Genomic DNA, 22,578 nt, shown 5'->3' with positions numbered 1-22,578 from the left:
AATGAGCACAGGATGAGATTCGGATGAAATTCAGATTCTGGGGGGTACGCGGCTCGATCCCCTCGCCGGGGCCGCGCACGGTGCGCTATGGCGGCAATACCACCTGCATCGAGATCCGCAGCGACGACGATACCCTGATCGTGCTCGATGGCGGTACCGGCCTGTTCTGCCTGGCCCAGGCGCTGGTGGCCGCGCCGCACCGCCCCATCGAGGCCAATATCTTCATCACGCACAGCCACTGGGACCATATCCATGGCCTGCCCTTCTTCACGCCGCTGTTCATCAAGGGCAGCCGCGTGCGCCTGCATGGCGCGACCGACCCGGATACCGGCAACGGCATCGAGCACGTGATGGGCGTGCAATTGCAGAACAGCTATTTCCCGGTCGGCGAGGCGCAGATGGCGGCGACCATCGAATACCGCACGCTGGCGGTCGGCGAGGCGCTGCCGGTCGGCGACGCGCTGGTGCGCAACGTAGTGATGAGCCACCCGGTGACCGACCTGGGCTACCGCGTCGACTGCAACGGCAAGTCGGTGTTCTTCACCGGCGACCATGAACCGCTGTTCAACCTGTATCGCGAAGACCAGCCGGAACACGCGGCGTTCGCGCAGCATGTGGCGCAGCGCACGGCCGCCATCGACGACCTGGCGCGCGGCGTGGATGCGCTGATCGTCGACTGCTCGTACACGCGCGAGGAATATCCGTCGAAGGTCGGCTGGGGCCACGGCACCTTCGACGGCGCGCTGGCGATGGCCGTGCGCACCGGCGCCCGGCGCCTGTATTGCACGCACCATGAACCGACCCGCAGCGACGACGAGCTCGAAGCCGTGTTCGCCGAGGTGATGGCGCGCCACGCGCCGCTGCCCGGCGGCCTGCAGGTTTTCCTTGCATACGAAGGCCTGGAAGTCGATCTGGGATGAACACGCTGGCCGATGGCGACACGCACATGCCGTTCCTGCAGGCGCTGGCCGCGGTGGTGGCACGGCTGCGCGATGCCGGCAGCCTGGATGAAGTGATGGCCGATCCGGCCGGTACGGTGGCCGGCCTGTTCGCCTGCGACCGCTTCACGCTGTACGCGGTCGATGCCGAAGGCGATTACCTGGTATCGAAGGCGAAGAGCGCGGCGGGCGCGTGGCGCGACGTGAAGGTGGCGATCGCGCCGCACGGCATTGCGGGCCACGTGGCACTGGCGCGCCGGGCCGTCAACATTGCCGATGCGTACGACGATGCCGAACTGGCGCGGATCGCGCCGGGATTGCGCTTCCCGCGCGGCGTCGACCAGCGCACCGGCTACCGCACGCGGCAGGTGCTGGCCGTGCCCGTGCTGGCCCCAGGGTCGGGCGCGCTGCTGGGTGTGATCCAGCTGGTCAACACGCGCGACGGCGCGCCGTTCCCGGAACACGCGCTGGCGGGCGCCACGGATTTGGCCACAGCGCTGGCGGAAGCGCTGGCAGGCGCGCAGAAGGAAGGGTCACGCAGGACACCGCCGCCACCAGCCGCGCCATCTACCCGCCCCACCCCGCCGGCGGCAGCGGATCGGCCGGTCGCCACGCGCGCGGTGGTGCCCGCGCCCGCCGGCGACGATGGGGCCCGGCTGCTGGCGCGGATCGTGGCCGATGCGCAGCGGCTGGGCGCGGCCGCGATCCACGTGGAGGCTGCCGGCCGCGCCGGCAGCGCGATCCGCCTGCGCCGCGATGGCGCGCTGGCGCCCTATGCCACCCTGCCGCCCGCCCAGGCCGCGGCGCTGGCAATGCACCTCGACGCCGTCGTCCACTGGAGCGGCGCAGCGGCGGACACTCTGGCCGATAACAAACCCCGGGATGGCAAGCGCCATGATGGCCGGCCCCATGATGACAATCTCCGCCACGGGCAGCCGCGCTACGGCACGCTGCGCGGCGGCGCGCATGGCTTGCCGGACATGGTGCTGCACGCGGCCACGCTCCCGTCGACGGCCGGCGTGGACATGGTGCTGCGCATCGCCGCGCCCAACGCGGCGGTGCCGCTGGCGCGGCTGGGCATGGCGCCGGACGATCTGTCCCGCCTGCGCGGAATGCTCGACGAAGCGCGCGGCCTGTTGCTGGTGTGCGCCCCCGCCGATTCTGGCAAGAGCACGACGCTGCATGCGCTGCTGGCTGGCCTGAACCACCCGGAGCGCAAGATCTGCACCGCCGAGGACCCGGTGACGCTGGTGCAGCCCGGCCTGCGCCAGGTACACGCCGGCCGTGCGTCCGGCCTGGCGGTCGCCGCCGCCCTGGAAGCGTTCCGGCAGGCCGACGCCGATGTGATCATGGTCGACGCACCGTGCGATGCTCCGGCGGCTGGCCTGGCGGTCGAAGCGGCGCTGTCGGGCCGGCTGGTGCTGGCGGCGCTGCCGGCGCGGAACGCGGTGGAAGGAGCACGGCGCCTGCTCGACATGGCCGCCGATCCGTTCGGCGCCGCCGCCGCGCTGGCCGGCGTGCTGGCGCAGCGGCTGGCCAGGAAACTGTGCACGGCGTGCCGCCAGCCGTATCACCCCGGCGCGGCGGAGCTGGACCTGCTGCTGACGGAGTACTGTGCCGAATTGCAGCCCGGCGACGATGCCGCCGCCGACAACGACGCCCGCGTCGCCGCCTATGTCGCCGCGAACAATGCCGGCTTCGCGCGCGAGGAAGTGCTGGCCCGCTGGCGCGAGCGCCATGCCGATGCCGGCGGGCGCTTCACGCTGTACCGCGCGGTGGGCTGCGCCGAATGCCGCGGCGGCTACCGGGGCCGCGCCGGGCTGTTCGAACTGATGGCGGTGGGCGAGCGTACCGCACGGCTGCTGGCACGGCGCGGCGCGCCCGCGCCGCTCGCCGCGGCGGCGCTGGAAGACGGCATGCGCACGCTGAAGATGGATGGGATCGACAAGGTGTTGGCCGGCATTACCGACATCGGCATGGTGCGCGCGGCGTGCGCGCGGCAAGGAAGCGCATGGACAAACTGAAAGGTACCGTGACCGAACTGCGGCGCGGCAAAAGCGTGTCGTACAACCCGAAGACGGGCACCAGCGTGATCCACGCGGCGGTATTCCGGCTCGATGGCCAGCTGGTGAAGATCGTCTCGTCGACCCCGCTCGTGATCGCCGAGGGACAGGACATCGTGGTGGTCGGCCGGCGCCGCGCCAAGGTGTTCGTGGCCTACGCCCACCGCAACCTTACCACCGGCCACGAAGGCCATGAAGGCTGGGCCACGCGGCTGCTGGTGACGATCTTCGTGGTCACCGCCGCGCTGTGGCTGGGCTCCCTGATGGGCGGCCAGTATGCGGTGGTGTCCGGCATCGTGTTCGTGGCGCTCGGCTTCGCGATGGCGTGGCGCTCGCTGGAAGTGGTGCAGGCGCTGGTGCTGCTGCGCCGCTGAACACCTGGCGCCGGGCGAGCCGGAATAGTGACCAGCCTCGCCCCGTAACTCAGCGCGGAGCGCCGATCACCGCCAGCGTGTTGGCGGTCAGGCGCCCGCTGCGCGGGTCGGACGACAGCCCGGCGTCGACCGCGATGTCGCCGGAATGCAGCAGGTTACTGCGGTAGAAGATGGCGCGGTTGAACTTCGCCTCGACGCTTGCGGTGCGTTCGAACAGCGCCGTGTCGCCGCGGATGTAGCTCAAGCCGCGTCCCGGCTGCCGCCTTGCTTCCTCCATCACTTCCCGTTTCAGGCGCGGCGCATAATCGGCGAGGCGCTGCCCGTCGATGCTGTCGAAACCGGTGCTGCGATGGCGGTAGAACGAGGTGCCGCCGAACCGTTCATCGCACAGGTAATGCACGCTGGCGATCCGGTTGCGCTCGACGCTGTCGAAATGGGGCACGCTCTGGATCGGCCGCAGTGCTTCCGGCGGCGTGGTGGCCAGCGACAGCACGCAGGACAGCGGCGTGATCGCCGCATCGCCGCCGGCGCCGAAGGTGGACAGCAGGAGCTCGCGCAGCCGGGCATGCACCGCGCTTGCATACGCCATGTCCAGGGGCTTGCGGACGCCCGGATAGAAATCGCCGTCCTGCCGCTGGAACGCCGTTCCCGTTTCCGCCCAGCGCACGATGGCCTCGGGATCGAGCAGCAGGCCGTCGACGATCAGCACCGGCTCCCGGTCGGCCCCGACATGGAGCACCTGGTGCGCGGGGGAAGGATGCAGCGCGAACACCGCGTCATTCATGGCCGCATCCATGGCTACGCCGCGCGCTCGAGACGCTTGTTGCGCCGGTCGATCATGGCGTAGACGTGGCCGAGCGACGCCAGCATGGTATAGGCCGGGCCGAGGAAGCCATGCGCGTGCAGGCTGGCGATCGCTTCCGCGTCGAGCTGCTCCAGGCGGGCGTCGTCGATGGTGTACAGGCCCTGCACCTGGGTCGACTCCTGGTTCCCGAACGTGATCTCCAGCTGCATCGGCACCAGCAGCTTGTAGTGCAGCAGCGTGTCGATGAATTGCCGTGTCGGCGCCTCGCCGTTGAGGAGTTCGGCCAGCCGCCCCTTGGCTTCCTCCAGGTACGCCGTTTCCCGCCCGTCGGCGTCGAAGATGCGCTCGCCGTCGCCGCCGATGCTGGCGTGCCCGGTGTCGATGCACACGACGAAGTGGTCGCCCTCGCCTGGCTTGTCGGCGGCTTTTCCGAGGAAGAACGGCTGGCGCGACACTTGCAGCGGGACGTAGATGGCGTCCCACCGTCCATCGTCGACGAACAGGTTCTCGTTGTCGTGGAAGCCGAACAGGGCGACGCAGGCGAAGCGTCCCGTGTCCTTGTCCTTGGTGAAGGCGATCGGGTATTGGACGACGAGCTTCAGGAACTCGGTCAATACCACCGGCACCATGTTCAGCGCCGCGCCGGCCGCTTCCACCCGGCGGCTGTCGACGCGGACCTGCCGGTGCGCCGTGTTGTCCAGTGAAATCAGATGTGCCATGCCTGTGTCCTGTGTTCTGTGTCCTGTGTTCTGGGGAAGATGGCCTATACCGCCGGAAGGCCGTAGGCGTGGATCTTGGCGATCAGCTCGCGATGGGCCGGCAGCATTTTCAGCGCCTTCCTGACGGCCGCGCTGTTCTGCGACAGGTGCTCCTGCGCCGCGCGCTGCTCGCCTGGCGACGGCCGCAGGAATTCCGGGTCCGTCCTGAAGCCCATGCCGTACAGGACATACTGATAGCTGGCGGCCGGGAACACCTCGTTATTGCTGGTGAAGTCGCAGTTGCCGGGCGGGCGATGGCGCCACAGCCGCATCAGGTCCTTCAGGCTGTCGGGAATGGTTTCCGGCGCCCGGTTATCGGTCCAGAACGCATTGTCGGTACGCTTGCTGAGGATGTAATGCAGCTTCAGGAAATCGATGATCCGGTCCCAGCGGTACAGGAAGGTCTCGTTGAAGCGCCGGGCGACGATGTCCATGGTGTCGCGGGTCGCGGGCAACTGCTCGGCGAGCATGTCGGCCGACAGTTCCACCAGCACCAGCGCCGAGGCTTCCAGCGGCTCCAGGAATCCGGCGGCCAGGCCCACCGCGACGCAGTTGTTTTTCCAGAACAGCTGGCGATGGCCGGAGCGGATCGGGATACTGCGCGTGCCGACCGATTTTCCCGCCGGCCCGATATAGGCGCGCAGCGCGGCTTCGGCCTGCTCGTCGCTCGTGTGCCGGCTGGAATACACGTAGCCGATGCCGCGCCGGGTCACCAGGCCGATATCCCAGATCCAGCCGGCGGCCTGGCCGGTCGAGATGGTGTGCGAGGCGATCGGCGCATCCTCGCGCTCGTACGGCACCTGGGCGGCGATGGCCTTGTCGATGAACAGGACGTCGCCCCGGTCGACGAAGGGCACGCCCAGGTGCTTGCCCAGCAGGAGCGAGTTGAAGCCGGTGCAGTCGATGAACAGGTCGCCCGCGATTTCGCCCTGCTGCGCGGTGACGATGGCCGCGATATCGCCATTGGGCGTGCTGTTGACGGCAGTGACGTCGCCCTGGATATGCGTCACACCCAGTTTGGTGGTGCAATGGCGCGTCAGGAACCCGACGAATTTGCCGGCGTCCAGGTGGTAGGCGTAGTTGGCCACCGACGCGTATTCCGGCGTGGTGATCATCTTCGGCGCCAGCCCGTGTTCGCAGACCTGCTCCTGCAGGCACACGGTGTCGGAAAACGAGCGGCCGGCGCAGGCGGTCTGCCAGTAAGGCACCAGGTCCAGCTGGCCGAAGCCTTGCGGCAGCATCAGCGGGTGGTAATAAAAATCGTCGGCGGTGCCGTCGACCCAGCGTGCGAACTTGGCCCCCTGCTTGAAGGTCGCTTCGCATTCGCGCATGAAGTCGGTTTCCGAAATGCCCATTTTCATCAGCGTGCTGCGCATGGTGGGCCAGGTGCCCTCGCCCACGCCGATCGGGCCGATGGTGGGCGACTCGACCAGGGTGACGGTGATGCCGCTGTCCCGGGCGTGCCGGGCAGCGATGCGGCCCGCGGTAATCCAGCCGGCCGCGCCGCCGCCGACGATGACGATGTGTTTGATGTGCTGGTTCATGTCTGCCTTATCGATGTTGGGCATGAGACAGTTGAAACGGCGGGGCGCCGGCGCGGTTTTTGGCCCGCATTTGACCCACTTTCCGGCGCCCCTCCCGTCACGTCAGAACTTGGCGATCAGGCCGAGCGCGAAACGGCGGCCGGAATCTTCCGCCAGCAGGAACTGGTTGGTGTAGCGGCCATACTTCTTGACCACCGCTTCGTTCAGGTTGCTTGCCTCGAACACCACCGACAGGTTCTTCGACACTTCGTAGCTGCCGCTCAGGTCCCATTGGCCATAGGCCGCCACCTGGGTCACGCCGTCGCCGTTTTGCTGGGTCAGCGATTGCAGGAACTTGTCGCGCCAGTTGTAGGCCAGGCGCAGCTGGTACGGGCCCCGTTCGTAGAAGCCGACGACGTTGGCCGAATCGCTGATGCCGGTCACCGCGAACTTCTGGTTGACGTCGCCCGGGTTCAGGTTGGAGTCGCTGCGCACGATGGTGCCGTTGACGATGAAGCCCAGGCCGTTGTCGAACGTGTGCTGCACGGCCAGCTCGAAGCCGTGTACCACCGCGGATGGCCCATTGCTGGGCCGGGTCAGGGTGAACACGGCCGGGCCATCGGCCGGATCGGGCTTGAGCTTGTCGGTCCCTGTGCTGGGGTCGGTCAGCACGCCGGTACTGGTGTTGAATTGCCGCGTCGTGTTGCTGGAAACGATGAAATTGCTGACGTCTTTCCAGAAGAATCCGCCCGAGACATAGCTGGCCGGCTTGTAGTACCACTCCAGCGACAGGTCGAGGTTATTCGACTCGAAGGGCTTCAATGCCGGATCGCCCGAGGAGGCGGTCAGCGTGCCGGGACGCGTCGTGACGATGTTGGTGGCGGGAGACAGATCGTCGAGGCGCGGCCGCGTCAGCGAGCGGTAGGCGGCCACGCGCACCATCAGCGTGTCCGTCAGCTCGACATTCGCGCTGAAGTTGGGCAACACCGAGTAGTACGAATTGCTGACGTTGATGGCCGACTTGGCGCCATACACGGCGCTGAGCTCGGTGGCATCGAGCACGTTCAGCCGCTCGATATTGCCCTGGGTACCCGAGACCTTGATATCGGTGTGTTCCAGCCGCGCGCCGGCGGTCATCCGCACGGGCCTGTCGGCCAGCGTGCCGGCGAAGGCCAGTTCCAGGTAGCCCGAGGTGGTTTTCTCCTCGACCGCATAGGAGTTGTCGCGCACCACGGCGTCGAAGTTCTTGCCGCTCTGCTGCTCGACGAACGCGAACTGCTTCTCGCCGTCGTGGCGCAGCCAGGAAGTCGGCGTGCGGCCGCTGCCGCTGACGCCCTTCAGGAAGTCGCTGCCCGCGTTGAACACGCTGAGGGTGCCGGCCGGAATGACCGGGGTATCGGCATAGCCGCAGTACGTGCAGTGAATCCCCACGCCCTCGTTGTCCCAACGGGTCAGCGCCTTGGTTTCCTGCGAGCGCTGGAGGCCGAAGCGGGCCGAGACCAGCCCTTCGCCGCTGCCCTCCTTCCAGACGCCATCGACCTTGTACTGGCGCACCTCGTCGTCGACGGCCCAGCCACGGCGCAGCATCACGTGCGCGCGGGCGTTGGCCGGGTCGAGGTAATTGCCGACGGAATGGGTGATCGGCCGGCCCTGGGCATCGTTTTCGTACACCAGCCCGGTCGCCGGGGTGGCGAATTCGCTTACCCAGGGCAAGGTGGCGGAATCGGACTGGAAGCGCGCGCGGTTCTTGTAGCCGATCAGCGAAAGCTGGTCGCCGCCACCGTTGTTGGGCTCGCGGGTCGCATCGGATTTCCAGGCGTCGAAGACGAAATTGAGCTTGTTCGAGATTTTCCAGTCGGCTTGCAGGCCGAACGACCTGGTGTTGGTCAGGCGGTCGAATTTCTTGGCATGGAAGTCCGTCGCCAGGCCGGTTTCCTGGTACAGGTCCGTGATGGTACCGTTGGCGTCGGTGCGGGCGCGCTCCACGTTCGGCGCGGTAAACCAGTGGCCGTAGGAAGTGGCATCGGTCTTGATGTCGAAGTCGGAATACAGCGCGTCGGCGGTCAGGGTCAGGCTGCTCGACGGCCGGTACTGCAGCACCAGGTTGGCATTGGTGCGGGTGCGCTCTTCGAACGTCACCTTGGTGTCGTAGTTGCGGGGTGAAAACACGTTGCCCGCGAATCCGGCGCCGTCATTGAGTTCGCTGGTCAGGATGCCGGCGTTTTGCAGCCAGCCATCGGTTTGCGCCTGGTTCAGGCGCGTCCTGGCCTTCTTGCGCGAGACCGCCAGCAGCGCGCCGAACTTGCCGTTGGCGAAGGTATCGCTGACGAGCAGCGAGTATTCCGGCGTGGTCTCGCCGCTGTTATCGTCGTGCAGCGCCTTGACCGACCCGGCCACCTTGAAGCCGCCCAGGTTCAAAGGCCGGGCCGTGGTGATGTTGATGGTCGAGCCGATGCCGCCCGACTGCTGGGTCGCGGTGCCCGTCTTGAAGACATTGATGCTGTTGACCAGGTCGGCCGAGACGGTATCGAAATTAAAGGCGCGGTTTTCATTCTCGGAGGCGACCTGGCGACCGTTCACCAGCACGGTATTGAAGTCGGGGCCGAAGCCGCGTACGGTGACCTGCTTGCCCTCGCCGCCCGAACGGTCGATCGACACGCCGGTGATGCGCTGCAGGGATTCGGCCAGGTTCTGGTCGGGGAACTTGCCGATGTCTTCCGCCGAAATGGCGTCGACAATGCCGTTGCCTTCCCGCTTGGTGTCGAGCGAATTGATCAGGCTGCGCCGGATCCCCTTCACCACCACGGCATTGATCTTTGCGCCTTCGCCGGCCGGTTCGGGCGGCACCTCCTGCGCCGCGCTGTGCTGCGCGGTTGTCAACATTGCCGTGAAGGCCAACACGGCATTGGAAACGTTTCTATTTTTCATCTCGCTCCTCTACTCCTTGTATTGTTGTGCTTTGGGGTGGGAAGACTCTCGCGCTGCGGACGACGCGAGCACAGCGGGCCGGCAAGGGGCAGGACAGGCTGACGCGTGCCATGTGCCGGTGAAGAGCGATGGTATGTCAATACTGCAAGTTTAGAAAAATATAATGCGGAGCTGATGTAGTTTTGGTACAGCTTGTTCCTTTTCGCGGGAAGTTATGTTAATGGTTACACGTATCTACGCTTCGATGGTCGGGCGATGGTTGCCGGAAGACTAGAACGCTCCTGGCTTCGTGCCGCGTAGTTTGAGGAAAGTGGCGCGAAATTCCGCATGGGATACCTGGGCTGGAGAGAGGCTCCCGGCTGCCGATGGATCGATATGACGGGCGGGCCGGCGAGGCGTGAACGATGGTCGCGCCGCGTGCCATGGCGTGGATCCGCAAGTCGGAGAAGCGTTCCTGGGGCGGAGCGCTGCGGCGGGACTTGATGCCCCGCCGGTGAAAGCGGTCGTGCCGGGCGTGCTACAGCCGCTTGCCGAAGCAGGCCGCGGCGTCGTTGCCGGCATACCTGCCGAAGTTCGGGATGCGCAGGTAACCCAGTCCTTCATAGAAGCGCACCGCGCGCGTATTGACCTTGCGGGTTTCCAGCCACAGGCCGTGGTAGCCCAGCGCGGCGGCCTGCGCCTCGAGGAACGCCAGCACGGCCGAGCCGACCGCGGCGCCGCTGCCGGGCCGCGCATACATCCGCTTGATCTCGGCGATCCCGCTGAACTCGCCATCCAGCGGGCGCAGCGCGCCGCAGCCGACCGCCGTGCCCGCGCCGTCGCGGGCGATCGCGAACACCGTGCAGCCGGCGGGATCGAACGATGCGGTGCCGTCGTCGCCGGTGATGCCGCGCAGGACGCCGGACAGTTCACGCATCAGCGCCAGCGCGTCGGCCGAGGCGGGATCGGCGCTGGCCAATTCGACGGCGGGGCCGAGCAGCTTGTACATGACGCGGGTGGCGCCGAGCGTGGTGCCGGACAGGATGGCGAACTGGGGAATGTCGCCGGCCGTACGGTAACCCAGGCCGGCATACAGGTGCTGGGCACCGCTGCCGACCCACGTGTCGAGCACCAGCAGCGTGCGGCCCAGCGCCCGTGCGCGCGCCTCGGCCGCCTGCAGCAGGCGCCGGCCCAGTCCCAGGCGGCGGCAGCGCGTGTGCACCAGCATCTTGTTCACTTCGGCGCGGTGGGCGCCGTTCGCGGGCGTGGCCAGCGCCAGTTGCACGGTGCCGCGCACCACGCCTTCGCCGTCGCGGGCCACGAACAGCGTGCGCGCGCCGGCATCGACCTGGCTGGCGACATCGAGCCAGAAACGGCGCGCATCGGCCAGCGTGAACGGCGGCAGGAAGCCGACGCTGGCGCCATGCGCCACGCAGTCATGCAGCACATCGGCCAGTTCATCGGCGACGGCGCGCACGCCGTCGCCCGACAGTTCAGCAATCGTGGTCATGGTTCGCAGATGGCGATCAGGTAGTGGGCCCCGTCCGGCCCGGGGCAGGAAAAACGCGTGGCGCCATGGAGGCGGAAGCGCAGGCAGTCGCCCGGCTGCAGCCGGTACGTGACGCCGTCGAGCGTGTAGTCGAGCAGGCCGTCGAGCATCCAGATGTGCTGTTCCAGGCCCGCCTGGGGCGGCTGCTCGTAGTCGATCAGGGCGCCGGCCGGCAGCCTCCCCTCGATCAGTTCGGCGCGCAGGCCTTGCGAGGGCGGCGACACCATGCGCCGCGTGAACCCGCTGGCGGGATCGGTCCAGGTGGCCTGGTCGGCCGCCCTGACCAGTTGCGCCCCGCCCTCCTCGACGGCGGCGATCAGGCGCGACATCGGCAAGCCGTAGGCCGCGCACAGCTTGCCCAGCAGCGCGGCCGTGGGACTGGTTTCGCCCCGCTCCAGGCGCGACAGCGTGGCGCGGCTGATGCCCGCGCGTTGCGCCAGCTCTTCCAGCGGCCAGCCGCGCTCCATGCGCAGGGCGGCCAGCCGGGCGACCAGCCTCGCTTCGAAATGTTCGTGATTTCCCATATCCGAGAATATATCCCGGATCTGAGAAGATGGGAAGATCAGTCGGCCGTCCGTTCCGCGAAGCGTTGCGCCAGCACGGAGCACACCATCAGCTGGATCTGGTGGAACAGCATGATCGGCAGGATGACCATGCCCACCGACGACGTGGCGAACAGCACCTTGGCCATCGGTACGCCGGAGGCCAGGCTCTTCTTCGAACCGCAGAACACGATCGTGACTTCATCCTCGCGGGAAAAGCCCAGCTTGCGGCTGGCATACATCGTCAGCGCCAGCACGATCGCCAGCAGCACGCAGCAAACCACGCCCAGCGTGACCAGCACCTCGGGCGACAGCTTGTGCCACAGCCCTTCGTTGACCGCCGCCGAGAACGCTGTATAGATCACCAGCAGGATCGAACCCTGGTCGACATAGCGCAGCATCGGCTTGTGGCGATCGATCCAGTGGCCGATCACGGGGCGCAGCAGCTGGCCTGCCATGAACGGCACGAGCAGCTGCAGCACGATGGCCAGCACCGCGTCGCCGGTGGAGCGTTCGGCGTGGCCCTGCACGACAAAGGCGGACACCAGCAGCGGCGTGATGAAGATGCCGAGGAAGTTCGACGCCGAGGCGCTGCAGACCGCGGCCGGCACGTTGCCGCGGCCCATCGCGGTCAGCGCGATCGACGACTGCACGGTGGATGGCAGCATGCACAGGAACAGCAGGCCGACATACAGCTCGGGTGTCAGCACCCGCAGGGCGATCGGCTTGAACGCCAGGCCGAGGATGGGGAACAGCACGAAGGTGCTGCACAGCACCAGCAGGTGCAGGCGCCAGTGCGTGATGCCGGCGATGACGGCCTGGCGCGACAGCTTGGCGCCGTGCAGGAAGAACAGCAGGCCGATGATGAAGGTGGTGAAGTCGCCGAGCACCACGGCTACCTGGCCGGTGCAGGGCAGCAGCGTGGCGACACCGACGGTAACCAGCAGGACCAGCGTGAAATTGTCGGGCTTGAATCTGGAGAGGGTAGCGAGAACGGAAGACATGCGGCATTCTAGCCGAATACAAAAAAGGGAGCCTTGGCTCCCTTTCTTTACCGCATCAGTCTGCTTTACCCTGCTTCTACCCTGCTTACAGGATCTGCGTGCCGATCCACCAGCCGATGGCGGCCACGAAGGCGGACGCGGGGATCGTGAAGACCCAGGCCCAGACGATATTGCCGGCCACGCCCCAGCGCACCGCCGACAGGCGCTGCGCCGAGCCGACACCGACGATGGCGCCGGTGATGGTGTGCGTGGTCGAGACAGGCACGCCCCAGAAGGACGCCATCAGCAGGGTGATCGCGCCGCCGGTTTCGGCGCAGAAGCCGCCCACCGGTTTCAGCTTGGTGATCTTCTGGCCCATCGTCTTGACGATGCGCCAGCCGCCGAACAGCGTGCCGAAGCTGATCATGCCGTAGCAGGACACGATGACCCAGGTAGGCGGCTCGGTCGCATCGGCGGCCACGTGGCCGGAGGCGATCAGCAGCATCCAGATGATGCCCATGGTCTTCTGCGCATCGTTGCCGCCGTGGCCCAGGCTGTAGGCGGCGGCGGATGCCAGCTGCAGGCGGCGGAACCACGTGTCGATGCGGCGCGGCGTGGACTTCACGAACACCCACGACACGATCAGCATGATCAGCGTGCCGAGGAAGAAGCCCAGCAGCGGCGCCACGACGATGAACACCACCGTCTTGATCAGGCCGCTGGCGATCAGCGCGCCGGTACCCGCCTTGGCGACCGCGGCGCCGACCAGGCCGCCGATCAGCGCGTGCGACGACGACGAGGGAATGCCGTAGTACCAGGTGATCACGTTCCACACGATGGCGCCGACCAGCGCGCCGAAGATCACGTGGTGGTCCACCACGTGCGGGTCGATGGTGCCCTTGCCGATCGTCGTCGCCACATGCAGGCCGACGACGAAGATCGCCACGAAGTTGAAGAAGGCGGCCATGGCCACGGCGGTCTGCGGCTTCAGCACGCCGGTCGAGACCACCGTGGCGATCGCGTTCGCGGCATCGTGGAAGCCGTTCATGAAGTCGAAAACCAGCGCCAGGGCGATCAGGAGCCCCAGCGCGTAGATGCTGATTTCTAAGGTCTGCATGTTATTGTTTTACCCGTGCGGACGCTTACGCGTTCTCGACGATGATGCCTTCGATGATGTTGGCCACGTCTTCGCAGCGGTCGGTCACGGTTTCCAGGATCTCGTAGATCGCCTTCATCTTGATCAGGTTGCGCACGTCCGGTTCGTCGCGGAACAGCTTGGACATGGCGGCGCGCATCACGTGGTCGGCGTCCGATTCCAGGCGGTCGATTTCCTCGCAGATGCCGACGATGTCGCGGGCATTGTCCATGTTCGACAGCAGGGCCACCGCTTCCTTGACCTTCTCGCAGCAGGCCAGCACCAGTTCGGCCAGGCGCTTGGCTTCCGGCGTGACGGCGTGCAGGTCGTACAGCGACACGGTCTGGCCGGCGTCTTCCATCATGTCCAGGATGTCGTCCATCTTGGTGATCAGCTTGTGGATATCGTCCCGGTCGATCGGCGTGATGAACGTCTTGTGCAGCAGGTCCACCGTGGTGTAGGTGATCTTGTCGGCCTGTTTCTCGATGCTTTCGATCGCATGCACGCGGTTTTCCAGGTCATCGAAATTGGTCATCAGGCCCAGCATTTCTTTCGCGCCCTTGACGCACAGTTCAGCATGCTGGTTGAACAGGTCAAAGAATTTGCCCTCGGTGGGCATCAGGCGTCCAAACATTTTATTCTCCGTTGGTTGATTCGGGGGTGCTGCCAGGGCCGTTGCTCTATACGGCCCCTCTTGGTGCTGCCGGGTATCAGTCGCCCTGGTAGATCGACAGGTTACCGGTGTAGTTGCCGAACTTGGTGTACATGCCCATCCACGTGAGTCGGATCGCGCCGATCGGGCCGTTACGCTGCTTGCCGATGATGATCTCGGCGGTACCCTTGTCCGGCGAATCGGGGTTGTAGACTTCGTCGCGGTACAGGAAGATGATCACGTCCGCATCCTGTTCGATAGCGCCGGATTCGCGCAGGTCGGACATCACGGGACGTTTGTTGGGTCGTTGTTCCAGCGAGCGGTTCAGCTGCGACAGCGCGATCACCGGGCAATGCAGTTCCTTCGCCAGGCCCTTCAGCGACCGCGAGATTTCCGAGATCTCGGCGGCGCGGTTGTCGCCCGCCTGCGAGCCCGTCATCAGCTGCAGGTAGTCGACGATGATCAGGCCCAGCTTGCCACACTGGCGCGCCAGGCGGCGCGCGCGCGCGCGCATCTCGATCGGGTTCAGCGCCGGCGTCTCGTCGATGTACAGCTGGGCTTCATTCATTTTCTGGATCGCGTGCGTCAGGCGCGGCCAGTCTTCGTCGTTCAGCTTGCCGGTACGCAGGCGATGCTGGTCGAGCTGGCCAACGGAGCCCAGCATACGCATCGCCAGCTGCGCGCCACCCATCTCCATCGAGAAGACGGCGACGGGCAGGCCCGCTTCGATCGCGACGTTTTCACCGATGTTGACGGAAAATGCCGTCTTGCCCATCGATGGGCGGCCGGCCACGATGACCAGGTCGCCGGGCTGCAGGCCGGACGTCATCTTGTCCAGGTCGGCAAAGCCGGTCGGCACGCCGGTGATCTCGCTGCCGCTGTCGCGGCTGTACAGTTCATCGATGCGCTCGACCACCTGGGTCAGCAGCGGCTGCACCGCGGTCCAGCCGGACGAGCCGCGCGCGCCCTGCTCGGCGATCGCGAAGATCTTCGACTCGGCTTCGTCGAGCATCTGCTTGACTTCCTTGCCCTGCGGGCTGAAGGCGTTGCCGGAGATTTCATCGGCCACCGTGATCAGCTGGCGCAGCACGCCGCGGTCGCGCACGATCTCGGCATATCGGCGGATGTTCGCCGCCGATGGCGTGTTTTGCGCCATCGCATTCAGGTATTGCAGGCCGCCCACTTCATCGGCCTTGCCCAGCATCGTCAGCGCTTCGAACACGGTGATCACGTCCGCCGGCTTGCCGGCATTGATCAGGCGGACCATCTGTTCAAAGATGATCCGGTGGTCGTAGCGATAGAAATCCTCCGCGTGCATGAAGTCGGCGATGCGGTCCCATGCGGCGTTATCGCGCAGCAAACCGCCGATCACCGATTGTTCGGCTTCGATGGAATGGGGCGGGATACGGAGGGAATCGACTTGCGGGTCGGATGGGGCATTCATGGCGCGCATTATACCTGCATAAGCAGGCCAAAGTTCATAATGGTTGGCAAGATCGCTGCCCTGCGGGCAGCTTTCGCGACGGCCTTGCAGCGGCCGTGCATCGTCGCTCTACCTGTCTGTTATAGCAGCCAAATGGCGGGCCTGTCGCCCTTCATGCGGCAGCGCGGACGGTGGCGAAAACGACACGGACGATGGTGGAGACAGCGCGAATGTGGTGGAAACAGGGCGAATCCTGGTGGAAACGGCACAGGCTTGCGCGAGGCGCTCCGGGTTCGCTCCGAAACGGTTCGTGGAAACCATTTGCGGTCGCGATTGGCGAATCTGCATGCGCGGTATCGCTGCGTGTTCCGGTGCAGCGCGGCGCATCGCGCGGCCTGTCACAGCATGACGGCTTCCGTGCATGCAATCGAGCCGATAACTGAGCCGATAAGCGGGCCGATAACCGAGCCGATAAGCGGGCCGATAAGCGGGCCGGCAATAAAAAAGCCGGGCGAACCCGGCTTTTTTACATGCACGACTGTCTTACCGAGGAAAAGATCCCGATAATTAAGCAGCTTCGCCCACGACGGCGACGGTCACGTCGACCACCACGTCCGTGTGCAGCGACACCGACACCGGGTGCTCGCCGGTGGTCTTCAGCGGGCCGTTCGGCAGGCGCACGGCGGCTTTCTCGACCGGGAAACCGGCCTTGGTCAGCGCTTCGGCGATGTCGAAGTTGGTGACGGAGCCGAACAGGCGGCCATCGACACCGGCTTTTTGCGCCACGGTCACGGTCATGCCGTTCAGCTTTTCGCCCTGGCCTTGTGCGGCAGCCAGCTTTTCAGCGGCGGCTTTTTCCAGTTCGGCGCGCTTGGTTTCGAACTCGGCCACTGCGGCCGTGGTGGCGCGGCGTGCCAGTTTTTGCGGGATCAGGAAGTTACGTGCGTAGCCGTCCTTGACCTTCACCACGTCGCCCAGGTTGCCGACGTTGATAACTTTTTCCAGCAGAATGATTTGCATAATGTTCTCCAGTTCTATCTGTACTGCTGCCGATTAGGCGTGGTGCAGATCGGTGTACGGCAGCAGGGCCAGGTAGCGCGCGCGCTTGATCGCGGTATCCACTTGACGCTGGTAGTGCGCCTTCGTGCCGGTCAGGCGTGCCGGCATGATCTTGCCGTTTTCCTGGATGAAATCTTTCAGGGTGTCGACGTCTTTGTAATCGACTTGCTCAACGCCAGCGGCGGTGAAGCGGCAGAACTTCTTACGCTTGAACAGCGGGTTCTGCTGTTTGCGCTTTTCTTTCAGCTTGGCTTTGTTTTTGTCGAACTTTTTACCGAATGCCATTTTAGGCTCCTGTATCTAAATATTGTGTCGCTCTCAGGCGGCACGAAAATCAATGATGTGAAAAACCAGGCTCTTGCTGTTGCGGCTTTTCCTGGCAAGGAACCCCGAAAATTCGTAGGCACCTCCCAGTGGCGCGGCGCTGAAACGGCCTGAAATCTCTCCCGCGGCGACCGCGGCGATTTCAAATTCCGTCTGGCGGGCAATGCCTGCCTCGACCTGCTGCGAACTGTGCTGCAATACTGCATTCACGATTGGCAGCCCGGCGGGGGTGTAGCGAATGACTTCCCGCTCGGCGATCAGGCCGGTGAACCTCAGCTCGTTCAGCAAGACTCCCCGGATTTAGGCTGCAGCTGCTGCAGGAGCGGCCGCGGCTTCAGCGCGGTGGCTCTTGGCGGCGTCTTCACGCTGGACCGACTTCATCATCGGCGAAGGAGCGGTTTCCGCTTTCTTCATCTTGACGGTCAGGTGGCGCAGCACGGCATCATTGAATTTGAACGCGGTTTCCAGTTCGACCAGAGTGTCGTTGTCGCACTCGATGTTCATGCAGATGTAGTGAGCCTTGGCCAGCTTCTGGATGGAGTACGCCATTTGACGGCGGCCCCAGTCTTCCACGCGGTGCACGTTACCGCCGCGCGAGGTCACGCTGGCTTTGTAACGTTCGATCATCGCGGGCACTTGCTCGCTCTGGTCCGGATGGACGATAAATACGATTTCGTAGTGACGCATGCAAACTCCCTTAAGGACTGTTGATAGCCCACCCTGGCGTCAAGACAGGTGTGGGAAGAGGTAAGCCCGCAAGCATAGCAGGAATTTTCAGCGATTGCTAGCCACCGGGAAGGCCCGCACCCCTGCCGCGGGGCCGTGAATGCGCGCTCCGCCGCGCTGCGCGGCAGGGCTGAAACCCCAGGGCAGGCGCCCTTTTTTCGACTATTTCCGCCGCTCACCGTGCCCTTCGGCCGGATTCCGCAAATATTTCATGTTCCAGCGGTGTTTTCCCTTGCATTCCCTTTAGCACTGTACAAAAATACAGACTGTTCATATCCACAGCTAATTTCACGGCTATTCGCATCATGATCAAGCTCACCGCTAGGCAGGAACAAATTCTCAACCTGATCAGGGATGCCATCGAGTCCACCGGCTTCCCGCCAACCCGCGCCGAGATCGCCGCCGAGTTGGGGTTCAAGTCGGCCAACGCGGCCGAGGAGCACCTGAAGGCGCTCGCGCGCAAGGGCGCGATCGAAATCACCGCCGGCACTTCGCGCGGCATCCGCCTGCTGGGCGATCGGGCGGCGCGCCCGGCATCGTCCACGGCATCAGCCGCGGCATCGCAGTCCGGCTTCGACTCCCTGCCGCAAGTGCCGGCGGCATTGCTGATGCAGTTGCCGCTGATCGGCCGCGTGGCCGCGGGCTCGCCGATCCTGGCGCAGGAAAACCTGGAAAAAACCTACAGCGTCGATCCGGCCCTGTTCTCGGCGAAACCGGATTTCCTGCTGAAGGTGCGCGGCGAATCGATGCGCGATGTCGGCATCATGGACGGCGACCTGCTGGCCGTGAAGAAGGTGGACAGCGCCAAGAACGGCCAGATCGTCGTGGCCCGCATCGGCAGCGAGGTCACCGTGAAGCGCTATCGCCGCACCGGCTCCACCATCGAACTGCTGCCGGAAAATCCCGACTTCAAGGTGATCACTGTGACGCCGGAAGACGAGTTCGCGCTGGAAGGGCTGGCCGTCGGGCTGCTGCGCACCTGGCATTGATGGCCACTGGGTGGCCGGGTATCAGTTACCCGGGCTGCCCTTCTCGTCCATCATCCGCTTGAACAGGCTCGTACTTGGACAGGCTCAGATTTGGACAGGCTGAGGCTTGGACAGGCTGAGGGTTGGACAAGCCGACGCTTGGACAGGCTGAGGCTGGGACAGGCTGAGGCTTGGACACGGTGAATACACTGCCCGGAAAACCCTGCTGAAGCACGGCGGCACCGGGCTGCAGCCGGCGCGACGGTTGCGGCATCCAGCCGCGGCCGTCGCGCCGGCGCATCATGCGTCCAGCGCCTGCCGGAAATCCTCGACCAGGTCGGCGGTATCCTCGATGCCGACCGATACGCGGATCAGCGATTCCGCAATCCCCATCGACGCGCGGCGCTCGGCGCCCATCTCGTAGAAGATCGTGTGCGCGACGGGAATCACCAGCGTGCGCGTATCGCCCAGGTTGGACGCCGGCACGGCGATCCTCAGGCGGTTCAGGTAATCGAAGCAGTCGATGCCCTCGCGCAGTTCAAAGCTGAACAGCGAGCCATAGGCCTTGAACAGGTCGGTGGCGATACCGTGCTGGGGATGCGACGGCAAGCCTGGATAGTGCACAGCCGCCACGCGTGGATCGGCCGCGAGCATGTTCGCCACGGCCACGGCGTTGGCGCAGGTGCGCTCCATGCGCAGCGCCAGCGTTTCCGCACCCACCGCGATGTGGTGCGCCGCCTCCGGCCCCAGCGAGGCGCCGAAGTCCCGCAAGCCCTTGGCGCGCACTTGGGTGATGCCCCACATCGCCGGCGCCGCCTTCTTGTAGTTCTCGAAAATGTTCGGGAAGCGCTGCCAGTCATAGGCGCCGGTATCGGTCAGCGCGCCGCCCAGCGCATTGCCGTGGCCGGCGATCGACTTCGTCAGCGAATTGACGACCAGGCCGGCACCCACGGTTTTCGGCTGGAACAGGTACGGCGTGGTCATCGTGTTGTCGACGATGTACAGGATGCCCTTCGCGGCGCACAGCGCGCCGATACGCTCCAGGTCGGCAATCTGGGTGCGCGGATTGGCGATCGTTTCCACGAACACGATGCGCGTATTGTCCTTCAGCGCGCTTTCGACATTGGCGACATCGGTCGCATCGACGAAATCGACGCCGACGCCCTGCCCCGCCACCGTCTGCCACAGCGAATTCGTGTTCCCGAACAGGAAGGACGACGACACCACGTGGTCGCCGGCACGCAGCAGCGCCTGGAACACGGCACCGATCGCCGCCATGCCGGTGGCGAAGCACAGCGTGGCCACGCCGCCTTCCATCTTGGTGATCTTTTCCTCCAGCGCGGAGACGGTCGGATTGCCCTGGCGGCCGTAGCGGAAGCCCGGCTCGCGGCCCTGGAACACCGACGCCAGCTGGCGCGCATCCGTATAGCCGAACGCCACGGACGTGTGGACGGGCTTGTGCAGCGAACCCTGCTCGATGGTTTTCTGGCGGTCGCCGTGCAGGATCGTGGTCGTGAAACCGTAGGTTTTTTTATCGTTCATGTCTCACCGGGATAGTTGCCGAAAACCGGGGTCTGACCCCGATTCCTGGAAATATTGCCAAATCTTGGGGTCTGACCCCGCCCTCCCCCGAATCGGAGAAAGGTTTCCGAAAAAAGGGGACTGTCCCCGATTCCTGGAAATATTTCCTGAAAAAGGGGACTGTCCCCAAATTCCGGAAACAAAAAAGTTGCCGAAAACCGGGGTCTGACCCCGATTTCTGGAAACAAAAAGGGCTCCGCGAGGAGCCCTGGTGCTTACGCTTCGGTGGTGGCCGCGTTCAGGTTCAGCTGGGTGCGCGCGGCGTCCTCGACCTTCACCTTGGGATTGTGCCGGGCGTGCTCGATGCGGTCGAGGTAGTCGGCCGATACGTCGCCGGTGATGTACTTGCCGTCGAAGCACGATGCCTCAAAGCTCGTCAGCGCCGGGTTGACGTCCGAGATGGCACGCTTCAGGTCGTCCAGGTCCTGGTACACCAGCGCGTCGGCGGTGATTTCCTTGCACACCTCCTCGACGGTGCGGCCGTGGGCGATCAGCTCGTCGCGGGTCGGCATGTCGATGCCGTACACGTTCGGATACAGCACCGGCGGCGCGGCCGAGGCGAAGATCACTTTCTTGGCGCCGGAATCGCGCGCCATCTGCACGATCTCGCGGCTGGTGGTGCCGCGCACGATGGAATCGTCGACCAGCAGCACGTTCTTGCCCTTGAACTCGTCGCCGATGGCGTTCAGCTTCTGGCGCACCGATTTCTTGCGCAGTGCCTGGCCCGGCATGATGAAGGTGCGGCCGATGTAGCGGTTCTTGATGAAGCCTTCGCGGTATTCCTTGCCGAGGCGCAGCGCCAGCTGGATCGCAGCCGGGCGCGACGAATCGGGGATCGGCATGACGACGTCGATGTCGTCGGCCAGGCCTTCGCGCTTGATCTTCTCGGCCAGGTATTCGCCCATCTTCAGGCGGGTGCTGTAGACGGAGGCGCCGTCGATCACGGAATCGGGGCGGGCCAGGTACACATACTCGAACACGCACGGGTTCAGCGTGGGATTGTCGGCACAGATGCGCGCGTGCAGCTTGTTGTCGGCATCGATGAACACGGCTTCGCCCGGTTCCACGTCGCGCACGAAGTGGAAGCCGGCGCCTTCCAGCGCCACCGATTCCGAAGCCAGCATGTATTCGGTGCCGTTCTCGGTTTCATTGATGCCCAGGCACAGCGGACGGATGCCGTGCGGATCGCGGAAGCCCAGCAGGCCGACATCGGCGATCTGCGCCACGGCCGCGTAGCCACCGCGCACGCGGCGGTTCAGCACGGTGACCGCGTCGAACAGCGTGCCGGCGTCCAGCGAATAACCGGTGGTGGCGCGCATGATTTCGTGGGCCAGCACGTTCAGCAGCACTTCCGAGTCGGAATCGGTGTTGATGTGGCGGCGATCGTTCTTGAACATCTCGGTCTTGAGCTGTTCCCAGTTGGTCAGGTTGCCGTTGTGGGCCAGCGTGATGCCGAACGGCGCGTTGACATAGAACGGCTGCGCTTCCTCTTCCGACGACGAGCCGGCCGTGGGGTAGCGGCAATGGCCGATGCCCGAATTGCCCATCAGCGAACGCATGTTCCGTGTACGGAACACGTCGCGCACGAGGCCATTGGCCTTGTGCATCGAGAACATGCTGCTGTGATTCGTTGCGATACCGGCCGCATCCTGGCCGCGGTGCTGCAACAGCAGCAGCGCGTCATACAGCAGCTGGTTGACAGGTTGATGGGAAACGACGCCGACAATGCCACACATATTGTGCTCCTGAACAGGGTGCTACTTGATGTAAGAAACTCTAAAATTGCACATGCTGCGCCACGGCAGCGGGAAGGAACGGTTTCACGGTGCGCACGCCCGTTTCCGCGATGGGGGAGAACATGGCCTCCCGCCAGAAGTCCTGCTGCGGGATCGACGTCATGCCGCACAATATGACGCCCGCCAGCACGATTACAAGGCCGCGCCCCAGGCCGAACAGGCCGCCCAGTCCGCGGTCCGCCAGCGACATGCCGCCCGCCTCGATCAGTGCCGACACGGCCATCGACAGCAGCCCCATCAGCATGCGCACGCCGATGAACAGCGCCAGGAACGCCACGATCAGCCGCACGATCTCGCCGGGAATCACGGCCGGCAACAGCACCGCCAATGCCGCGCTGTACGCATTGGCCACCACGAAGGCCACGATCCAGCCCAGCAAGGACAGCATTTCCTTGACCAGGCCGCGCAGCGTGCTGACGATGATGGAAGCGATCAGCACGAACAGCACCACGTAATCAAAAATCGTCACAGG

21 protein-coding genes are annotated in these 22,578 nt (G+C 65.1%); 4 read left to right on the top strand and 17 right to left on the bottom strand.

Annotated features, from left to right (window positions below; genetic code table 11):
* Nucleotides 1–23 precede the first annotated feature (23 nt).
* The 3 genes from EYF70_RS05455 to EYF70_RS05445 are packed head-to-tail and all read left to right on the top strand — an operon-like array spanning nucleotide 24 to nucleotide 3,375.
* Nucleotides 24–920, top strand: coding sequence for an MBL fold metallo-hydrolase (locus EYF70_RS05455; RefSeq protein WP_131144504.1), 897 nt, complete (start codon nucleotides 24–26; stop codon nucleotides 918–920).
* A complete protein-coding gene (locus EYF70_RS05450) occupies nucleotides 917–2,962 on the top strand; it encodes a GspE/PulE family protein (protein WP_131144503.1) in 2,046 nt (681 codons plus the stop codon). The genes EYF70_RS05455 and EYF70_RS05450 overlap by 4 nt, the downstream gene beginning before the upstream one ends.
* A complete protein-coding gene (locus EYF70_RS05445) occupies nucleotides 2,950–3,375 on the top strand; it encodes a hypothetical protein (protein ID WP_131144502.1) in 426 nt (141 codons plus the stop codon). Before EYF70_RS05450 ends, EYF70_RS05445 begins: the two co-directional genes overlap by 13 nt.
* Before the next feature lie 49 nt (nucleotides 3,376–3,424).
* Here the strand turns inward: EYF70_RS05445 and EYF70_RS05440 are convergent, their stop codons facing one another.
* From EYF70_RS05440 to rpsF, 14 genes are all read right to left on the bottom strand, one after another.
* The gene (locus tag EYF70_RS05440; RefSeq protein ID WP_131144501.1) at nucleotides 3,425–4,159 is read right to left on the bottom strand and encodes a DUF6445 family protein; all 735 of its coding nucleotides are present in this window, start codon (nucleotides 4,157–4,159) and stop codon (nucleotides 3,425–3,427) included.
* A 14-nt stretch (nucleotides 4,160–4,173) separates the two neighbouring features.
* On the bottom strand, nucleotides 4,174–4,899 hold the full coding sequence (locus EYF70_RS05435) for a SapC family protein (protein WP_131144500.1): 726 nt from the start codon (nucleotides 4,897–4,899) through the stop codon (nucleotides 4,174–4,176).
* Nucleotides 4,900–4,943: 44 nt separating this feature from the next.
* Complete coding sequence (locus EYF70_RS05430; protein ID WP_131144499.1) at nucleotides 4,944–6,482, bottom strand: tryptophan halogenase family protein; 1,539 nt, start codon at nucleotides 6,480–6,482, stop codon at nucleotides 4,944–4,946.
* A gap of 102 nt (nucleotides 6,483–6,584) precedes the next feature.
* The gene (locus EYF70_RS05425; protein ID WP_218943754.1) at nucleotides 6,585–9,389 is read right to left on the bottom strand and encodes a TonB-dependent receptor; all 2,805 of its coding nucleotides are present in this window, start codon (nucleotides 9,387–9,389) and stop codon (nucleotides 6,585–6,587) included.
* Nucleotides 9,390–9,906: 517 nt separating this feature from the next.
* The gene (locus EYF70_RS05420; RefSeq protein WP_131144498.1) at nucleotides 9,907–10,878 is read right to left on the bottom strand and encodes a GNAT family N-acetyltransferase; all 972 of its coding nucleotides are present in this window, start codon (nucleotides 10,876–10,878) and stop codon (nucleotides 9,907–9,909) included.
* Nucleotides 10,875–11,441 (bottom strand): helix-turn-helix domain-containing protein, encoded by a 567-nt coding sequence (locus tag EYF70_RS05415; RefSeq protein WP_131144497.1) that lies wholly within the window; start codon nucleotides 11,439–11,441, stop codon nucleotides 10,875–10,877. The genes EYF70_RS05420 and EYF70_RS05415 overlap by 4 nt, the downstream gene beginning before the upstream one ends.
* A 38-nt stretch (nucleotides 11,442–11,479) precedes the next feature.
* The gene (locus tag EYF70_RS05410; RefSeq protein ID WP_131144496.1) at nucleotides 11,480–12,463 is read right to left on the bottom strand and encodes a bile acid:sodium symporter family protein; all 984 of its coding nucleotides are present in this window, start codon (nucleotides 12,461–12,463) and stop codon (nucleotides 11,480–11,482) included.
* 85 nt (nucleotides 12,464–12,548) lie between these two features.
* A complete protein-coding gene (locus tag EYF70_RS05405; RefSeq protein ID WP_131144495.1) occupies nucleotides 12,549–13,559 on the bottom strand; it encodes an inorganic phosphate transporter in 1,011 nt (336 codons plus the stop codon).
* Nucleotides 13,560–13,584: 25 nt separating this feature from the next.
* Nucleotides 13,585–14,211: a DUF47 domain-containing protein gene (locus EYF70_RS05400; RefSeq protein ID WP_131144494.1), complete on the bottom strand. Its 627-nt coding sequence runs from the start codon at nucleotides 14,209–14,211 to the stop codon at nucleotides 13,585–13,587.
* Nucleotides 14,212–14,287: 76 nt separating this feature from the next.
* Complete coding sequence (locus tag EYF70_RS05395; RefSeq protein ID WP_131144493.1) at nucleotides 14,288–15,673, bottom strand: replicative DNA helicase; 1,386 nt, start codon at nucleotides 15,671–15,673, stop codon at nucleotides 14,288–14,290.
* Nucleotides 15,674–16,219: 546 nt separating this feature from the next.
* Nucleotides 16,220–16,672, bottom strand: coding sequence for a 50S ribosomal protein L9 (rplI, locus tag EYF70_RS05390; protein ID WP_131144492.1), 453 nt, complete (start codon nucleotides 16,670–16,672; stop codon nucleotides 16,220–16,222).
* Between the two features lie 33 nt (nucleotides 16,673–16,705).
* Nucleotides 16,706–16,996: a 30S ribosomal protein S18 gene (rpsR, locus tag EYF70_RS05385; protein ID WP_107143310.1), complete on the bottom strand. Its 291-nt coding sequence runs from the start codon at nucleotides 16,994–16,996 to the stop codon at nucleotides 16,706–16,708.
* Between the two features lie 33 nt (nucleotides 16,997–17,029).
* Nucleotides 17,030–17,320, bottom strand: a complete 291-nt coding sequence (gene priB, locus EYF70_RS05380; protein WP_131148905.1) for a primosomal replication protein N — start codon at nucleotides 17,318–17,320, stop codon at nucleotides 17,030–17,032.
* Between the two features lie 15 nt (nucleotides 17,321–17,335).
* Nucleotides 17,336–17,722, bottom strand: a complete 387-nt coding sequence (rpsF, locus tag EYF70_RS05375; protein ID WP_131144491.1) for a 30S ribosomal protein S6 — start codon at nucleotides 17,720–17,722, stop codon at nucleotides 17,336–17,338.
* A 344-nt stretch (nucleotides 17,723–18,066) separates the two neighbouring features.
* Here rpsF and lexA point away from each other — a divergent pair, with 344 nt between their 5' ends.
* Nucleotides 18,067–18,750 (top strand): transcriptional repressor LexA, encoded by a 684-nt coding sequence (gene lexA, locus EYF70_RS05370; protein WP_131144490.1) that lies wholly within the window; start codon nucleotides 18,067–18,069, stop codon nucleotides 18,748–18,750.
* A gap of 279 nt (nucleotides 18,751–19,029) precedes the next feature.
* Here lexA and EYF70_RS05365 read toward each other — a convergent pair whose 3' ends face one another.
* The 3 genes from EYF70_RS05365 to EYF70_RS05355 all read right to left on the bottom strand — a co-directional run bounded on the left by EYF70_RS05365 (nucleotide 19,030) and on the right by EYF70_RS05355 (nucleotide 22,575).
* Entirely contained in the window at nucleotides 19,030–20,271 is a 1,242-nt protein-coding gene (locus EYF70_RS05365; RefSeq protein WP_131144489.1) for a cystathionine gamma-synthase family protein, read from the bottom strand.
* A 254-nt stretch (nucleotides 20,272–20,525) separates the two neighbouring features.
* Complete coding sequence (gene purF, locus EYF70_RS05360) at nucleotides 20,526–22,046, bottom strand: amidophosphoribosyltransferase (protein WP_131144488.1); 1,521 nt, start codon at nucleotides 22,044–22,046, stop codon at nucleotides 20,526–20,528.
* A gap of 40 nt (nucleotides 22,047–22,086) precedes the next feature.
* Nucleotides 22,087–22,575 (bottom strand): CvpA family protein, encoded by a 489-nt coding sequence (locus EYF70_RS05355; protein WP_131144487.1) that lies wholly within the window; start codon nucleotides 22,573–22,575, stop codon nucleotides 22,087–22,089.
* Nucleotides 22,576–22,578 lie beyond the last annotated feature (3 nt).

The organism is Pseudoduganella albidiflava, from assembly GCF_004322755.1.
GTDB classification, from domain to species: domain Bacteria; phylum Pseudomonadota; class Gammaproteobacteria; order Burkholderiales; family Burkholderiaceae_D; genus Rugamonas; species Rugamonas albidiflava.
The sequence above is the reverse complement of the archived record's forward strand: the minus strand, read 5'-3'. Positions and strand labels throughout refer to the sequence as shown.

Excerpts from the sequence above, each read along its gene's own strand:
- rpsF (WP_131144491.1), bottom strand. The coding sequence starts at position 17,722 with ATGCGTCACTACGAAATCGTATTTATCGTCCATCCGGACCAGAGCGAG.
- EYF70_RS05425 (WP_218943754.1), bottom strand. The coding sequence starts at position 9,389 with ATGAAAAATAGAAACGTTTCCAATGCCGTGTTGGCCTTCACGGCAATG.
- purF (WP_131144488.1), bottom strand. The coding sequence starts at position 22,046 with ATGTGTGGCATTGTCGGCGTCGTTTCCCATCAACCTGTCAACCAGCTG.
- EYF70_RS05450 (WP_131144503.1), top strand. The coding sequence starts at position 917 with ATGAACACGCTGGCCGATGGCGACACGCACATGCCGTTCCTGCAGGCG.
- EYF70_RS05430 (WP_131144499.1), bottom strand. The coding sequence starts at position 6,482 with ATGAACCAGCACATCAAACACATCGTCATCGTCGGCGGCGGCGCGGCC.
- EYF70_RS05445 (WP_131144502.1), top strand. The coding sequence starts at position 2,950 with ATGGACAAACTGAAAGGTACCGTGACCGAACTGCGGCGCGGCAAAAGC.
- EYF70_RS05440 (WP_131144501.1), bottom strand. The coding sequence starts at position 4,159 with ATGAATGACGCGGTGTTCGCGCTGCATCCTTCCCCCGCGCACCAGGTG.
- EYF70_RS05410 (WP_131144496.1), bottom strand. The coding sequence starts at position 12,463 with ATGTCTTCCGTTCTCGCTACCCTCTCCAGATTCAAGCCCGACAATTTC.
- EYF70_RS05455 (WP_131144504.1), top strand. The coding sequence starts at position 24 with ATGAAATTCAGATTCTGGGGGGTACGCGGCTCGATCCCCTCGCCGGGG.
- EYF70_RS05420 (WP_131144498.1), bottom strand. The coding sequence starts at position 10,878 with ATGACCACGATTGCTGAACTGTCGGGCGACGGCGTGCGCGCCGTCGCC.
- EYF70_RS05415 (WP_131144497.1), bottom strand. The coding sequence starts at position 11,441 with ATGGGAAATCACGAACATTTCGAAGCGAGGCTGGTCGCCCGGCTGGCC.
- EYF70_RS05435 (WP_131144500.1), bottom strand. The coding sequence starts at position 4,899 with ATGGCACATCTGATTTCACTGGACAACACGGCGCACCGGCAGGTCCGC.
- lexA (WP_131144490.1), top strand. The coding sequence starts at position 18,067 with ATGATCAAGCTCACCGCTAGGCAGGAACAAATTCTCAACCTGATCAGG.
- EYF70_RS05400 (WP_131144494.1), bottom strand. The coding sequence starts at position 14,211 with ATGTTTGGACGCCTGATGCCCACCGAGGGCAAATTCTTTGACCTGTTC.
- EYF70_RS05395 (WP_131144493.1), bottom strand. The coding sequence starts at position 15,673 with ATGAATGCCCCATCCGACCCGCAAGTCGATTCCCTCCGTATCCCGCCC.
- EYF70_RS05365 (WP_131144489.1), bottom strand. The coding sequence starts at position 20,271 with ATGAACGATAAAAAAACCTACGGTTTCACGACCACGATCCTGCACGGC.
- EYF70_RS05405 (WP_131144495.1), bottom strand. The coding sequence starts at position 13,559 with ATGCAGACCTTAGAAATCAGCATCTACGCGCTGGGGCTCCTGATCGCC.
- rplI (WP_131144492.1), bottom strand. The coding sequence starts at position 16,672 with ATGCAAATCATTCTGCTGGAAAAAGTTATCAACGTCGGCAACCTGGGC.
- rpsR (WP_107143310.1), bottom strand. The coding sequence starts at position 16,996 with ATGGCATTCGGTAAAAAGTTCGACAAAAACAAAGCCAAGCTGAAAGAA.